Source organism: Pseudoxanthomonas sp. CCNWLY206-1 (assembly GCF_039710385.1).
Taxonomy (GTDB): Bacteria; Pseudomonadota; Gammaproteobacteria; order Xanthomonadales; family Xanthomonadaceae; genus Pseudoxanthomonas_A.
Genome location: NZ_JBDKXI010000001.1, coordinates 150,655 through 166,809, shown reverse-complemented (window position 1 = coordinate 166,809; position 16,155 = coordinate 150,655). Strand labels below are relative to the sequence as shown.

Here is a 16,155-nt window from a genome sequence, read left to right as displayed (position 1 = left end):
GCCGCCGGACAGGCAGGACGCGCGCCGGATCACATGTTGCGGCGGTACTCTCCACCCACGTCGTACAGCGCATGGCTGATCTGGCCCAGGCTGTGGGTCTTCACCGCCTCGATCAGCGCTTCGAACACATTGCGGCGTTCACGGGCGGTGCGTTGCAGGTAGCCCAGGCCATGGCCGTCGTGGACTTCCGCAGCACTGTGTTCTTCCAGCGCGATGCTGTGGGCATGCGAGGTTTCGCCGGCCGGCGCCAATGAATTGCGATTGTGCTGCCAGGTCTGCACGTTGGCGATCTGCTGGGCCTTTTCTTCCTCGGTCGAACGGATGAGTTCGATCTCGGTGATCACCTCGCCGCCATGCTCACGCGGCAGGAAGGTATTGACGCCGACCAGTGGCAGGCTGCCGTCGTGTTTCTTGTGCTCGTAATACAGGCTTTCTTCCTGGATCTTGCCGCGCTGGTACATGGTGTCCATGGCGCCCAGCACGCCGCCGCGTTCGCTGATGGCTTCGAACTCCTTGTAGACGGCTTCTTCGACGATGTCGGTCAGTTGATCGACGACGAAGCTGCCCTGCCAGGGGTTCTCGTTGAAGTTGAGGCCCAGTTCCTTGTTGATGATCATCTGGATGGCAACCGCGCGGCGTACGCTTTCCTCGGTCGGCGTGGTGATGGCTTCGTCGTAGGCGTTGGTGTGCAGGCTGTTGCAGTTGTCGAACAAAGCGTACAGCGCTTGCAACGTGGTACGGATGTCGTTGAACTGGATTTCCTGCGCGTGCAGCGAACGGCCGGAAGTCTGGATGTGGTACTTCATCATCTGGCTGCGTTCGTTGGCGCCGTAGCGCTCGCGCATGGCGCGCGCCCAGATGCGGCGGGCGACGCGGCCGATGACGGTGTACTCCGGGTCCATGCCGTTGCTGAAGAAGAACGACAAGTTGGGCGCGAAGTCGTCGATCTTCATCCCGCGTGCCAGGTAGTACTCCACGATCGTGAAGCCGTTGGACAGCGTGAACGCGAGTTGCGAAATAGGATTCGCCCCTGCTTCGGCGATGTGATAGCCGCTGATCGACACCGAGTAGAAATTGCGTACGCCGTTATCGACGAAGAACTGCTGGATGTCGCCCATCATGCGCAGCGCGAACTCGGTACTGAAGATGCAGGTGTTCTGCGCCTGGTCTTCTTTCAGGATGTCCGCCTGCACGGTGCCGCGCACGGTCTTCAGCGTGTCGGCCTTGATGCGGGCGTAGATGTCCGCATCGACCAATTGGTCGCCGGTGACGCCCAGCAAACCCAGGCCCAGGCCGTCGTTGGTCGGTGGCAGCTCACCGGCGTACTGTGGGCGCTCGCGTCCTTCGAACAACGCGTCGATTCTCTTCTGCGCTTCGGCCCAACGTGCGTCCTCGGCCTTCAGGTATTTTTCCACCTGCTGATCGATGGCGGTATTCATGAACATCGCCAGGATCATCGGCGCGGGCCCATTGATGGTCATCGACACCGAGGTAGTGGGCGCGCACAGGTCGAAGCCGGAGTACAGCTTCTTCATGTCGTCCAATGTGGGCACGTTGACGCCGGAGTTGCCGATCTTGCCGTAGATGTCCGGACGCGGTGCGGGGTCTTCGCCATACAGCGTGACGCTGTCGAACGCGGTGGACAGGCGTGCGGCAGGCTGACCGACGCTCAGGTAATGAAAGCGCCGGTTGGTGCGTTCCGGCGTGCCTTCACCGGCGAACATGCGGATGGGATCCTCGCCGGTACGGCGATACGGATAGACGCCGCCGGTGTACGGGTAACTGCCGGGCAGATTTTCTTTCTGCAGGAAAACCAGCAGTTCGCCCCAACTCTTGTACGGCGGCGGCGCGATCTTGGGAATCTTCTGGTGGCTGAGTGAAGTGGTGTAGTTATCGATGCGGATAGTCTTGCCGCGTACCGCGTATTCGTTGAAATCGTCGGTGACCGCTTTGAGACGGGTTGGCCACTCGCGCAGCAGCTTAAGCGCTTCGGAGCTGAGGGATTGGACAGCGTCGTTGTAGCGTTGGCGCAGGGTCAGCAGGGAACGGTCGACTGCGATCGCTTTTCCTTCTCCCGGGGGGAGAAGGGAAAAAGCGGGATACAACTCCAGCGCCGCAGGCAGCGCCGGATCGCCCAGATCATGCAGCGATTGCCAATAGCTTTGCGCGCGGCTGGCGGTTTCGGCTTCGGTTTCGATACGGCGATTGATGCCGCGGCCTTGTTCGGCAATCTCTGCCAGGTAGCGCACGCGGGCACCAGGAATCAGCACCGTGGCGCGCGGCTCTTTCAATTCAGTATCGATATCGGGATTGAAATCGCACCGAACGCTGCCGGCCTGCTTCGTTCCTTGCTCTGTGCTCCCCACTCCCAGCTTTCCTCGCAACAACCGGCACAGATTGACGAACATCCAGCTGACGCCGGGGTCATTGAACTGGCTGGCAATGGTGGGATACACCGGCACTTGTTCGTCTGGTGTCTGGAACGCCACCCGGTTGCGTTTCCATTGCTTGCGCACATCGCGCAGTGCGTCTTCGGCACCGCGCCTGTCGTACTTGTTCAACACCACCAGTTCGGCGAAGTCGAGCATGTCGATCTTCTCCAACTGACTTGCGGCGCCGTAGTCGCTGGTCATCACGTACATGGGAAAGTCGACCAGATCGACGATTTCCGAATCGCTCTGGCCAATACCGGCGGTTTCCACGATGACCAGGTCGAAGCCGAGCGATTTCAGGAACGCGATGCAGTCCTTTAATACCGCGTTGGTGGCCACGTGTTGCCGGCGCGTGGCCATGGAGCGCATGTAGACACGTTCGCTGCGCAGCGAGTTCATGCGAATGCGGTCGCCCAGCAATGCGCCGCCAGTGCGGCGGCGCGTGGGATCGACCGAAATCACCGCCATGCGCATCTGCGGAAAGCTGGCCAGGAAGCGATTCAGCAGTTCGTCCGTGACGCTGGACTTGCCGGCGCCGCCGGTACCGGTGATTCCCACGACAGGCGTCGTGGGAATTCGGGAATGGGGAATGGGGAATGGGGAATTGGAAGCGCTAGCCGTCCACTGCTTGCGCAGCTTGGTCAGTTCCGCCTCACTGAAGACGCCATCCTCGATATTGCTGAGCATGCGGCCGATGGCAATCTCATCGTTGATCGCCGGCTCCGCTGCTTTTACCCATTCCCTATTCTCTATTCCCCATTCCCTCGCGTGCTGCGCACGCGCCACCACATCCTCGATCATCTCCACCAAGCCCATCTTCATCCCATCATTGGGGTGATAGATGCGCTCCACGCCGTAGGCCTGCAGCTCGGCGATTTCTTCCGGGGTGATGGTGCCGCCACCGCCGCCGAACACGCGGATATGGCCTGCGCCGCGTTCTTTCAGCATGTCGACCATGTACTTGAAGTATTCGACATGGCCGCCCTGATAGCTGGACAACGCGATCGCGTCGGCATCTTCTTGCAGTGCAGCACGCACGACATCCTCGACGCTGCGGTTATGGCCCAGGTGGATCACTTCCGCGCCCTGCCCTTGGATCAGGCGCCGCATGATGTTGATCGCCGCGTCGTGCCCATCGAACAGGCTGGCCGCGGTGACAAAACGCAGCGGCGTGGTATCGGCCTGTGCTGCAGGAATATTTGATGCCGGTGTGCTCATGCGCCCTCACTCGCATTACTGCCAAGAGGGGAATTGTAGCCCGCCGCGCATCCGCGCCTGGTAAAGCCTTATCCGACGCGACCCTACGCCGCCGTTCGGAGCCGATCAGGCAAAGCCGTAAGGCAGATTGGGCGAAGACACCACGCGGCTGCCGATTGCCTCGCCTTGCAGGAACCTCAACGCATCTCCGATCACCGCCGGTTCGTTGGCAATGCGGTGATGCCCCAGGCCTTCGGTGGTCAGCAGCCGTGCATGCGGGCAATAACGCGCATAACGCTCACCCTCCGCCCACGGCACTTCGTTGTCTTCGATGTCGTGCACCACCAGCAATGGCCGGCCGATGTGCGGCGCGTTGACGTGCGCTTGCAGCCCATCCACCGAGATGCCGGTCAGCGATTCGAATTCCTCGAAAATGCGGTTGGACAGATGCGATGCCAAGCCGATGAAGCTACCGAACCTTTGCCCGGCGGCCATCGGATCGGCGGCCGGCGCGATCAGCATCACGCGCTGGGTTTGCAATCCTCGCGCCAGGGCGATCATCGTCGCGGCGCCCCCTAGCGAATGTCCGATCACTGCCGCCAGCGGGCCGAAATGTGCACCGACTCGGCCGACACCGTCGGCGAACATCGGCAGGGTCGCGCGCAAACCGGTACTGCGACCATGCGCGGGCTGGTCGAGCGCGATCACGGCGTAACCGGCACGGCGCAGCGGCTCCACCCACGGAAGAAAACGCAACCCGAAACTGGACCACCCGTGCGCCAGCAACACGGCCGGCTGGGTCTGCGGATCGCCCCAGACGTAGGTCACCATGCGTTCGCGACCGAACGGCAGTTCGACAATCCGGGCACCCGCGGTGTCGCACTGACGTGCGCGTTCGCGACCGCCTGGCATGGGCGTGCCAAACAGACGAAACGCCCTGCCCAAGGTGGTATCCGGCATCAACCAGCCTCCCACGGCAAAACGCAGGCGCAACAGAAGCAGCGAAAGAGATTTGCGAACGGTCGTTCTATTTCTGGGCGCGGAGATGGCGGCCATGGCAATGCTCCTACTGGATCAGTGGGGTTGGTTGGGGGAGTACGTCTTCAGCACGCGCTCGAACGAGCGATGCGCCAAAGCCTGCGCATGCTCGGGGTCGTAGAGGCGCGCGTGGTGCAGGCCTTCGGTGATGGAGAACAATTCGAAGGACATCAATTCCGGATCGGTGTCGGCGGCCAGTTCCCCGGATTCGATACACATGCCGATGGCCTTGGCGAGCTGCATGCGCCACTCGGACAGCCAGCGGACCACGCGGTCACGAAGCACGCCGGGGCGGCCGTCGTATTCGCCGGCCGCGCCCAGCATGATGCAGCCGTCCGGATTGTTGCGCACCCAGTCAAACCAGGCCGACATGATGGCGCGCAGACGCGCCAACCCGCGTGGTTGGCGCAGGGCCGGCATCACCACGGTTTCGCCGAAACGTTGCGCTGTCCAATCCAGCACGGTGAGCTGCAGATCCTCGCGCGATCCGAAATGGGCGAACACCCCGCTTTTCGACATCCCGGCCGCCATGGCCAACTCACCGATAGACAAACCTTCCAGCCCATAGCGGCAAGCGATGGCGTAAGCCCGTTCGATGATCATCTCGCGGGTGGCGGCGCCCTTATGGGTGGCTCTGACCTGGTTCATGGCGCAATAAATAGAACGACCGTTCGTATTTTTCAAGCCCTATCCGACGAGCGGTCACAAAGTGATCGCCAACCTTGCCATTCGTGGAACGCCGCTTGCTTCACCAAAGGCTATCCAAGACCTATTCATCACCAACATTCGTCCGACATCACGGTGCGCAACATGAACAGTTGCCGCCTGCAATTGAATTAAACTAGCTCCGTGCGACGAACCCGCCCGCAACACGGCTACGTCGCTTTTTTCTTTTCTGTCAATTCGTTAGGCACAGTTCCTGGCAACTTGCGTCATAAGCGACGCGACGCAAATCGGAGCCACCCATGATTTTCGAAACACTCGATACTTCCGGCCATGAACAGGTCGTGTTCTGCCACAACCCCGACGCTGGCCTGAAAGCCATCATTGCGATTCACAGCACGGTCCTGGGCCCGGCCCTGGGCGGCGTACGTATGCGTTCTTACGTGCGCAGCGAAGATGCGCTGACCGATGCGCTGCGGCTCAGCCGCACCATGACCTACAAGAACGCGCTGGCCGGCCTGAATGTCGGTGGCGGCAAAGCGGTGATCATCGGCGACAGCACCCAGGACAAGACCGAGGTGCTCTTCCGCGCGTTCGGACGCTATGTCGACTCCCTGGGCGGCCACTACATCACCGCTGAAGACGTGGGCACCGATGTCAACGACATGGAAAACGTCTACCGCGAAACCGAATACGTGGTGGGCGTGCACCAGGTGCATGGCGGCTCCGGCGATCCGGCTCCCTTCACCGCCTACGGTGCGCTGCAGGGCCTGATGGCGACCTTGAACAAGAAATTCGGCAACGAAGAAGTGGGCAGATACAGCTACGCCGTTCAGGGCCTGGGCCACATCGGCATGGAGTTCGTGAAGCTTCTGAAGGAACGCGGTGCCAAGCTTTTCGTCAGTGACCTGAACGCCAAGCTGGTGGAACGCGCGGTGGAAGAATACGGCGCCGAAGCGGTCAAGCCGGACGAAATCTATGACTTGCCGGTGGATGTGTTCTCGCCTTGCGCCATGGAGTACGCCATCAACGGCGAAACCCTGCCCCGCCTGAAAGCCAAGGTGATCTGCGGCACCGCCAACAATCAGATGTCGCACGTGACCGGTACGGAAGCGGCCAAGCGCGGCATTCTGTACGCGCCCGACTATGCGGTGAATGCCGGCGGCGTCATCAATGTTTCGCTGGAAATCGACGGCTACAACCGCGAACGCGCCATGCGCATGATGCGCACCATCTATCACACCGTCGGCAAGATCTTCGAGTTGTCCGATCGCGAAAACCTTGCGCCGCAATATGCAGCCGACCGATTGGCTGAAGAGCGCATCGCCGCGATCGGCAAGCTCAAACTGCCGATGGGCCGCACCGCGCCGCGCTTCCAGGATCGCATTCGCGGCAGACATTGAAATCGTTTACCGAGACGGCGCAATCTTGCGCCGTTTTGCTATTCCCCACGGCGCAAGGCGCTGGGCAACCGTCCACCCCCATGAGTAGAGAAGTCCGCATGCGTAACACCGCTGCCATCGCTGCTGTTCTAGCCCTGAGCTTGAGCTTTGCCGTCCAAGCCAATAACGAAGAAAAACTCGATTACGACCATCAGGAAAAATGGGAAAGTGCGCTGGATCGGGCACAGTCGCCAATCGACATCGTCACCGCACAAACGGTGAAAGCCGAGGACAGCGAGCCGCTGGGACTGCAGCTATGGCACAACGAGGCGCTGGTAAAAAAAGCCGAGGACAACGGGCACGCCGTACAGATCAATACCGGTGCCACCGAGGCGATGATCCGCGGCCGCCATTTCACCCTGGCCCAGTTCCACTTCCACGCCGAGAGTGAGCACACCATCGATGCCAAGCACTATCCGCTGGAGGGCCATTTCGTATTCAAGGCCCAGGACGGACGGCTTGCGGTGATCGGCGTCATGTACCAGGTCGGCCAGGCCAATCCCGCCGCTCAAGCGGTAATAGACGATCTGGAAGCGAAAGACGGCAAGGTGCCGCAGCCCAGCATCGATGTCGCCTCCCTGCTGCCCAAGCAGCGCGACTATTATCATTACCTGGGTTCGCTGACCACGCCGCCGCTGACCGAGAACGTGGAGTGGTACGTGCTGCCAGCACCGGTGACGATGTCCGAGAAGCAGATGGGCGTGTTCCTGAGCCACTATCCACACAACAACCGCAAGACCCAGCCGCTCAACGGACGGCCGGTAGTCCATCATCAAGGCTGATATGCGCAGTTTCTCCCTAGGCGACGATATTGATGCACTGCGCGAAGCGGTCCGCCGCTTCGCCGAAGCGGAGATAGCGCCGCGTGCGGCGCAGATCGACCATGACAATGCGTTTCCGCAGGACCTGTGGCCCAAGCTGGGCGAAATGGGCCTGCTGGGCATAACCGTTGCCGAAGAATACGGCGGCAGCGGCATGAGCTATCTGGCGCACCTGGTGGCGATGGAGGAAATCTCGCGTGCGTCCGGTTCGGTCGGCCTGAGCTACGGCGCTCACTCCAACCTGTGCGTGTCCAATCTGTTCCTCAACGGCAGCGATGCGCAGCGCCGCAAGTACTTGCCCAGGCTGTGCACGGGTGAATGGAAAGGCGCGTTGGCGATGAGCGAACCGGGCGCCGGTTCGGACGTGGTCGGCTCGATGAGCTGCCGCGCCGAACTGCGCGGTGATGTGTGGGTCGCCAACGGCAACAAGATGTGGATCACCAACGGACCAGAAGCCGACGTGCTGCTGGTCTATATGCGTACCGCGGGCAAGGACGCCGGCTCAAAGTGCATGACCGCCTTCATCGTCGAAAAAGGCATGAAGGGCTTTTCCACTGCGCAGAAACTGGACAAGCTGGGCATGCGCGGCAGCAACACCTGCGAGTTGGTCTTCGAGAATTGCGAAATCCCCGCGGAGAACGTGCTGGGCGAAGTGAACCAAGGCGTGCGCGTGCTGATGAGCGGCTTGAACACCGAGCGGCTGGTACTGACCGGCGGCCCCATCGGTTTGATGCAGGCGGCACTGGATGCGGTGCTGCCCTACGTGCGCGAGCGTCGCCAGTTCGACGCCGCCATCGGCACCTTCAGCCTGATGCAAGGCAAGATCGCCGACATGTATACGGCGCTGCAGTCCAGCCGAGCCTTTGCCTATCAGGTCGCCCGCGATTACGACGCCGGCCGCACCTCGCGCGCCGCCGCGGCCGGCTGCTTGCTGCATGCGTCGGAAGCGGCCGTGCAGGTGACGCTGGAAGCGATCCAGGCGCTGGGTGGCAACGGTTACATCAACGAATACCCCACCGGCCGCCTGCTGCGCGATGCAAAACTCTATGCCATTGGCGCCGGCACGAATGAGATACGCCGGATGCTGATCGGGCGGGAATTGTTCGACGGCCGCGATTGATCGTAGAGCGGGGCTGCGCGCAATACGCCCCTCGTAGAGCGGAGCTTGCTCCGCTGCTTTTGCATTGTTGCAAACGGTTAAAGCGGAAGAACAGCGGAGCAAGCTCCGCTCTACGAGGGGCGTATTGCGGCTGTTCGTTATCGCCTGCCGTTGCGACGGCCCTATTGCTACTGACCCGGCGCTATCACCAGGCGCAGCTCCGCTCTACGAGAGGCGCATTGCGGCTGTTCGTTATCGCCTGCCGTTGCGACGGCCCTATTGCTACTGACCCGGCGCTATCGCGAGGCGCAGCTCCGCTCTACGAGAAGCGATCCTCGTTAAAACTCCAGGACCAGCTTCGCCGACATCATCCGCGCCTGCGCACGCGCTCCGAAACCTTGGTCATAACCGAAACTGACCATCACGGCATCGGACATCTGCGAGTCGAAGCCCACACCGAAAACGCCGCCTGAAATCTCAGGCGAAGTACCCACCAACGGCGCCCACGCCTCCACGCCGACAAAGCTGGCGTCGATGCCCAATCCCCGCGTCGCCAGCGTCTCCTGCCATTCGGCATAGCCGCGTAGAGCGAAGCCCCTGCCGTGGCCGTCCTTCCACGTACGCTCCGCACGCAGGCCCCCGACCGCCATGGTGCGTTCACCGACACTGGCTTCGGTCTTGAGGCCGAATCCATTGGCGCCTGCTTCCATGAATCCATCGCGATCGACGCGCGCGTACTCGGTGCCCAGATAGGGAGTCATCGCAATGGCATCCGTGCCGAAGCGGTAGCCCGTTTCCAGGCCAAGGGACAGGAACTCGCCCGCGTATTCGCTGGCGACCACGCGACTCGCTTGACCCAGCAACAGTTCGCGACGCATCTGCCGGTCATAGCGTCCGAACCCTACTTGCCCGAGCGCGTAAGCGTTGTCGCGGATGCTGCCGACATAAAGCTGCCCCTGTGCTTGCCGGTCCTGGCTACGGTCGCGGGTACTGCCCACAACGTTGTGCGATTGAATTTCACCGAACGCGGCGCCGATCACACCGTGCTGGCCCAACCGCAGGTCGCTGCCCAGCATCCAGCCGTCCATCTGGAAATCATTGGCGCCGTAACTGCCACGCCCTGCTTCGCCGAGCCGTTGGTACCAATCGCCGCGTTGCACAGGTTGATCGACCAGTTGATCGAACCGCGACGACAATGCGCGCCGGTTCATGCCGATAGCATCGAACGTCATCGCATCCGCCGCCGCGTGGAGTTCGCCGGAGAGGCTGGCCAACGATGCCCTGGCTCGATCCCGCGTCGACGTACGCTGGAATTCGCCGGCAAGCAACTTGAAGCTTTCCATGCCGGATTCCGTAGTCGCGGCAAGGGCGTCGTAGGTATCGATCTGCTGGAACGCCTGCTCCATTCGAACGGCGGAGGCCGCGGACACCGCGCTGATCTGACCAAAAGACACGGCGGCGGCGGTGATATCCAGTCGAACGATGTCGAGCCACGCGTCGGTCGCGTCATAGCCAAGCGTGGCTTGCAGGAATACGCCTGGACCGTTGCTCAAGGAATCAAAGCGTCCGCTCAACCCACCCTGCGCGCTCAGCACCAGTTCCCGGTTGCTGCGCACATAGCCGTTACGGATACCGATGACTTGCAGATCCCCGGCCAATTGCGCGGTGCCGAAGACGTTCAATGGCGATCCGATTTGATAGGCGAAGCGGCCACCGGCTCCCTGCACGTAGTTACCTTCCACTAAGCGGCTTCCCGCCATGCCCGGCACCGTCAGTGTGCCGCGGTTGTCGATGTCGCCCCGCGCGCTCAGTCCGCGCAGCTCCAGATTACCGCCGGCTTCAATAACGCTGTCGCCCGGTATGGAGGACGAAAACATCAGCGTGCCACCCTGGACGCGCGTGTTGCCGCCATAGTTCGTCGAGGACGCAAGTTCCAGCCGGCCACTGCCGCGCTTGATCAGTCCACCGTTGCCGCTGATCGCGTTCGACCAGACCGACGTGACGCCATCGAAGGACACGGTCACGTCACCCCAATCGAATCGCGATGGGCCGAGTACCGCCTTGCCAACGTTGAGCGCGCCGTAGCCGAACACGGGGTCCACTCCTGGATTGCCCAGGTCCGTTGCGGTACCCAGCAGTGTCTGCCTGACCAGATCGTTGTTGAAGTATGGAAACGCTTCCCATACCAGCGCCGCGGCACCGGCCACTTGCGGCGCGGCCAGCGAAGTGCCGCTCCAGGTCCAATAGCTGGGATTGGTCGGCGAATCGTTGGTACCGGTTACGGTCACCGTTCCTGGTGCCGCCAGGCAGTAATTCATTGCAACGCCACAGGCATTGGAATAGCTGGCAAGTTGCGTGGGGTTGTCGGTATCCAGCGCAGATACCGCCAGCCAACCGCGTTCCAGGTCCGCTGCAGGCAAACTGCCACCACTGCCCAGCTGGCTGGGCAATGCCGCCATGCTGCTGGGATTGGCACGCGATTCGTTACCGGTGGCGAACACCACCAAGCCTCCGTTGCTCACGATGAAAGGGCGGTATTCGTCCGCGATGGGCGCGGTTGCCGCAGGGTTCGTCCAATACAGGCCGCCCCAGGAATTGTTCATGATCTTGGCGCCGCGATTGATCAGGTCCTGGTGGATAGGTGCCAGACCTAGTGCACCATTGACTTCATTGCCCTGCCCGGAACCGTCATCCGTCGGTCGTTTGTCGGAAATGATGCGCGCGGAAATGATTGATGCCCCAGGCGCTATGCCGCCGGGCCAGTTTCCGAATGGCTTGCCTGCCATGATCTGCGATACGGCCGTGCCGTGGCCTACCACGTCGTCCACGGTCAGATTATTGGGTGGCGAAGCGATGTAGGTCAGATTGTTCAACACCCTGCCCTGCAACGCCGGGTGATTGCGGTTGACGCCGCTATCCACCACCCCGATACGGATGCCCTGACCGGTGAATCCGGCCGCATGCGCCGGCGCCGTATTCGTTATCTCCAAGTGCCTACCGTAGGCAGGATTGGGGGTGCCGACCACGGGTGGCGTAGCGGGCGGAGGGGTGCTCGGAGGCGGTGACGCCGGCGGAGGATCGGCGCGGACGGTACCGCCTCCTCCTCCACCGCCACAGGCGGCCAACGACAAAGACATCGCCAGCAGTGCCGCTTTCGATGCGACACCGGTCTTCCCCATCCATCCTTCCATTGCGACTCCCCAGTCCAGTTGTCTTACTCGATATCACGCCCCGGCTCGCAATCTAACCCACCGTCCACCCACTTGCATCGTGGCAGGCGCCTATATCGAATGGCCGATTTGCTGCCCTTCGGCGGCGGGCGGATAATCGCAGGTCTACTCTTCAGAGGTACCCCCATGTCCGATATCGTCATCGCCGCCGCCAAGCGCACTGCCATCGGTTCCTTCCTTGGCCAGTTCACTGGCGTCCCTTCCCCCACTCTGGGCGCCGCCGCGATCCGCGCTGTGCTGGAACAGGCCGGCGTGCCTGCCGCGGATGTCTCTGAAGTAATCATGGGCTGCGTACTGCCAGCCAACCTGGGCCAGGCGCCCGCCCGCCAGGCATCGCTCGCCGCCGGCCTGCCCACCAGCGTGGGTTGCACCACCGTCAACAAGGTCTGCGGTTCGGGAATGAAGGCGATCATGCTGGGCCACGACCTCATCAAGGCCGGTTCGGCCAGTATTGTCGTCGCCGGCGGCATGGAGTCCATGACCAACGCCCCGCACATGATTCCTAACTCGCGCACCGGCAACCGGTACGGCAACTTCCAGACTGTCGACCACATGGCATGGGACGGTCTGACCAATCCGTACGATGGTCAAGCCATGGGTGTATTCGGTGAAGCCACCGCGGAAAAGTTCGGTTTCACCCGTGAAGACCAAGATGCCTTCGCCATCGAATCGGTCAAGCGCGCGCAGGCCGCGCAGCAGTCCGGCGCTTTCAACGATGAAATCGTTCCGGTCAAGGTAGCCACCCGCAAGGGTGAAGTGGAGTTCGCCACCGACGAACAACCGAACAAATCCGATATCGCCAAGGTTCCGACGCTCAAGCCCGCCTTCAAGAAAGACGGCACGGTAACGGCCGCCAGTTCGTCGAGCATCTCCGATGGCGCCGCGGCCACCGTACTGCTTAGCGCCGAAGAAGCTGCCAAGCGAGGCATCAAGCCGTTGGCGAAGATCGTTGGGCACAGTACGTTTTCGCAACAGCCGGAATGGTTCACCACTGCCCCGGTAAGCGCTATAGAAAAGCTGCTCAAACAAGTGGGGTGGTCGGTGGACGATGTTGATCTGTTCGAGATCAACGAAGCGTTCGCCGTGGTTGCCATGGCACCCATCAAGGAACTGGGCATTCCCCACGCCAAGGTCAACGTCAATGGCGGCGCTTGCGCGCTGGGTCACCCCATCGGCGCATCCGGCGCTCGCTTGGTGGTCACCCTGATCAATGCCTTGCGCGCACGCGGCGGCAAGCGCGGCATAGCCAGTCTTTGCATCGGCGGAGGCGAGGCCACCGCTATCGCTGTCGAGCTAGTTTGATTCGCTTCAGGAGCGCTCGAAACGCCAAGACCGTTCAAACCATTGTGTTTGCGCGACATTTTCTACTGAGACGCAAAGACACTTAACAGCTAATTGACAAACGTAACGCCCGACCGCTTGACAGCGGTCACGGGCTTGTCATCATGTTGCAGGCGCGCAATTGCGCGTTGCCTAAACAATCGACGAGGAAAACCGACCATGACTATTAATAAGGCTCTGATCGCACTGGCCCTGGGTTTCGCCCTGGCTGCGTGCTCGAACCAGGACCAGGCCGCCGACGCCGCTGCCGATGCCAACGCCGCTTCGACCGAAGCCCAGGCTGCCGCTGACGCCGCCGCCGCCGCTGGCAGCACCACTGCCGACGCTGCGCAGCAGGCTGCTGATTCTGCCGCTACCGCTGCAGACGCCGCTTCCACCGCTGCTACTGACGCTGCCGCTGCCGGCACCGCGCCAGCTGCCGACGCCGCTGCCGACGCTGCCTCTCAGGCCGCCGACACCGCCGAAGCCTCCAAGGATGCTGCTCAGGAAGGCGAAGAGAAGAAGTAATCTGCTGCTGTCTTGCGGATTTAGCGTTAAACTTGAAAAAGCCGCCGGTTCACTGGCGGCTTTTTCTGTACCTGGGACCGGTCCCAGCCTCGCCTTTACTGGCTAAGCTGCCCGCCGGTCGCAGTTAACCTTACTAATAACTAATGCTGGGGATCCCATGAAAATCAAGTTCTACGTCCTGTTGGCCGCCGCTGTCCTGGCCCTGAGCGCCTGCACCAAGCCGGAAGCCGAGCAGGCTGCCGACGCGACTGCCGCCGCCGCTGACGAAGCCGCTGCTGCGACCGAAACCGCCGTTGCCGACGCCGCCGCTGCTGCTACCGACGCAACCGCCGCCGCCACCGACGCTACCGCTGCTGCTGCCGACGCGACTGCCACCGCTGCTGCTGACGCGACCGCTGCCGCTGCTGACGCAACCGCCGTTGCCGCCGACGCGACCGCCGACGCTGCCCAGGCTACTGCTGACAAGGCTGCCGAAGTTGCCGACAAGGCCGAAGAAGCCGCCAAGAAGTAATCGACTTACCTTCGGGTAAATCGAACAAGGCCCGCGCAAGCGGGCTTTGTCTTTTGTAGCGGCGGAAAGTTTGGCGTCCGCACGCCTTTGTGTTGTGATGCGCCCTTTCCATGCCTGGCCGCACTATGCCGTCGTTGATTTCGCAGCTGGATCCGCGCTCGCAGGAGTTCCTGGATAACGTCGAATACCACCGCGCACTGGTCGCGGAACTGGATCGCCGGCTGGCGCGGGCGGCCGATGGCGGCGGCGAAAAAGCACGGACCAAACATACCGAACGCGGCAAGCTGCTGGCACGCGACCGCATCACCGCTTTGCTCGACGCGGGATCCCCTTTTCTTGAAATCGCGCCGCTGGCCGCCGAGGACATGTACGACGGTGCGGCACCCGCGGCCGGCATGGTCTGCGGTATCGGCCGTGTGATGGGACAGGAAGTGGTGATCGTCGCGAACGACGCGACAGTCAAGGGCGGCACTTATTTCCCAATGACCGTCAAGAAACACCTGCGTGCGCAGGAAGTCGCGCGCGAAAACCGCTTGCCGTGCGTCTATCTGGTCGATTCCGGCGGCGCCTTCCTGCCGTTGCAGGACGAAGTGTTCCCGGACAAGGAGCATTTCGGCCGCATCTTCTACAACCAAGCGCGGCTCAGCGCCGAGAACATCGCGCAGATCGCAGTGGTCATGGGCAGTTGCACCGCGGGTGGTGCCTACGTGCCGGCGATGTGCGACGAGAGCATCATCGTCAAGGAACAAGGCACCATCTTCCTGGGTGGCCCGCCCTTGGTGAAGGCGGCCACGGGTGAAGTGGTGGATGCCGAGGCGCTGGGTGGCGCCGAAGTCCATACCAGCCTTTCCGGTGTAGCCGATCACCTGGCCGAAGACGACCGCCACGCACTGGATATCGCGCGAAGCCTGGTAGGCAACCTCAATCGCAGGAAAGCTCCACAGATCACCGTGCGCGAATCGCGTGAACCTGTGTACGCGCCCGAAGAGCTGTACGGCATCGTGCCGAAAGATACTCGCCGTCCGTTCGACATCCGCGAAGTGATCGCGCGGATCGCCGACGGTTCGGAGTTCGATGAATTCAAGGCGCGCTACGGCAAGACCCTGGTCACCGGCTTCGCCCATCTCCATGGCTATCCGGTCGGCATCATCGCCAACAACGGCATCCTGTTCTCGGAAAGCGCGCTCAAGGGGGCGCACTTCATCGAACTGTGCAATCAGCGCGGCATTCCACTGGTGTTCCTGCAGAACATCACGGGATTCATGGTCGGCAAGAAATACGAGAACGCCGGCATCGCCAAGGACGGAGCGAAGATGGTCACCGCTGTGGCCTGCTCTTCCGTGCCCAAGTTCACCGTAGTGATCGGTGGCAGCTTCGGTGCCGGGAACTACGCAATGTGCGGCCGCGCCTATGGCGCCAGGTTCTTATGGATGTGGCCCAATGCGCGCATCAGCGTAATGGGCGGCGAACAAGCGGCAAGCGTGTTGGCGACCGTCCGGAGCGATAGCTTGGAAAAGGCCGGCCGCTCGTGGACCGCGGAGGAAGAGGAAGCGTTCAAGGCCCCGATCCGGCAGCAGTACGAATCCCAAGGCAGCCCTTGGTACGCCACCGCGAGGCTGTGGGATGACGGAATCATCGACCCCGCCGACACTCGCCGGGTGCTGGGTCTCGGGATCTCCGCATCGCTTAACGCCCCCATTGAGCCCGCGCGCTTTGGCGTTTTCCGGATGTAGCCACGCCGGCATCCGCTCCTTCAGGCAGATGAAATGGTCATCCACAACACCTGCTGCTAGGTGAACCAGCCAGCAGCGGCGCGCAGATGGCAGGCCAATTGGTGTGAGCGGTCACAGCCGTGTCACCGGCGGGCGCCCATA

Annotated in this window: 11 protein-coding genes; 7 read left to right on the top strand and 4 right to left on the bottom strand. The window is 62.0% G+C overall.

The features are described 5' to 3' along the window. Nucleotides 1–29 precede the first annotated feature (29 nt). The 3 genes from AADW18_RS00705 to AADW18_RS00695 form a co-directional block, all read right to left on the bottom strand. On the bottom strand, nt 30–3,650 hold the full coding sequence (locus AADW18_RS00705; protein ID WP_337341428.1) for a methylmalonyl-CoA mutase family protein: 3,621 nt from the start codon (nt 3,648–3,650) through the stop codon (nt 30–32). Nucleotides 3,651–3,755: 105 nt separating this feature from the next. Further along, complete coding sequence (locus AADW18_RS00700; protein ID WP_337341427.1) at nt 3,756–4,685, bottom strand: alpha/beta fold hydrolase; 930 nt, start codon at nt 4,683–4,685, stop codon at nt 3,756–3,758. A gap of 18 nt (nt 4,686–4,703) precedes the next feature. Beyond that, on the bottom strand, nt 4,704–5,315 hold the full coding sequence (locus tag AADW18_RS00695) for a TetR/AcrR family transcriptional regulator (protein WP_337341426.1): 612 nt from the start codon (nt 5,313–5,315) through the stop codon (nt 4,704–4,706). Nucleotides 5,316–5,632: 317 nt separating this feature from the next. On the opposite strand from AADW18_RS00695, the gene AADW18_RS00690 reads away from it, so the two are divergent. The 3 genes from AADW18_RS00690 to AADW18_RS00680 all read left to right on the top strand — a co-directional run bounded on the left by AADW18_RS00690 (nt 5,633) and on the right by AADW18_RS00680 (nt 8,713). Then, nucleotides 5,633–6,733, top strand: a complete 1,101-nt coding sequence (locus AADW18_RS00690; protein WP_337341425.1) for a Glu/Leu/Phe/Val dehydrogenase dimerization domain-containing protein — start codon at nt 5,633–5,635, stop codon at nt 6,731–6,733. Between the two features lie 98 nt (nt 6,734–6,831). Then, on the top strand, nt 6,832–7,554 hold the full coding sequence (locus AADW18_RS00685; protein WP_337341424.1) for a carbonic anhydrase family protein: 723 nt from the start codon (nt 6,832–6,834) through the stop codon (nt 7,552–7,554). 1 nt (nt 7,555) lies between these two features. Continuing rightward, on the top strand, nt 7,556–8,713 hold the full coding sequence (locus AADW18_RS00680) for an isovaleryl-CoA dehydrogenase (protein WP_337341423.1): 1,158 nt from the start codon (nt 7,556–7,558) through the stop codon (nt 8,711–8,713). Between the two features lie 317 nt (nt 8,714–9,030). Here the strand turns inward: AADW18_RS00680 and AADW18_RS00675 are convergent, their stop codons facing one another. Continuing rightward, nucleotides 9,031–11,871 (bottom strand): S8 family serine peptidase, encoded by a 2,841-nt coding sequence (locus AADW18_RS00675; protein ID WP_337341422.1) that lies wholly within the window; start codon nt 11,869–11,871, stop codon nt 9,031–9,033. Nucleotides 11,872–12,048: 177 nt separating this feature from the next. Here AADW18_RS00675 and AADW18_RS00670 point away from each other — a divergent pair, with 177 nt between their 5' ends. The 4 genes from AADW18_RS00670 to AADW18_RS00655 all read left to right on the top strand — a co-directional run bounded on the left by AADW18_RS00670 (nt 12,049) and on the right by AADW18_RS00655 (nt 16,014). Continuing rightward, nucleotides 12,049–13,224, top strand: coding sequence for a thiolase family protein (locus tag AADW18_RS00670; protein WP_337341421.1), 1,176 nt, complete (start codon nt 12,049–12,051; stop codon nt 13,222–13,224). A 198-nt stretch (nt 13,225–13,422) separates the two neighbouring features. Beyond that, nucleotides 13,423–13,770, top strand: a complete 348-nt coding sequence (locus AADW18_RS00665; RefSeq protein WP_337341420.1) for a hypothetical protein — start codon at nt 13,423–13,425, stop codon at nt 13,768–13,770. 157 nt (nt 13,771–13,927) lie between these two features. After that, a complete protein-coding gene (locus AADW18_RS00660) occupies nt 13,928–14,281 on the top strand; it encodes a hypothetical protein (RefSeq protein ID WP_337341419.1) in 354 nt (117 codons plus the stop codon). 125 nt (nt 14,282–14,406) lie between these two features. Beyond that, nucleotides 14,407–16,014: a carboxyl transferase domain-containing protein gene (locus AADW18_RS00655; protein WP_337342087.1), complete on the top strand. Its 1,608-nt coding sequence runs from the start codon at nt 14,407–14,409 to the stop codon at nt 16,012–16,014. Nucleotides 16,015–16,155: the final 141 nt, after the last annotated feature.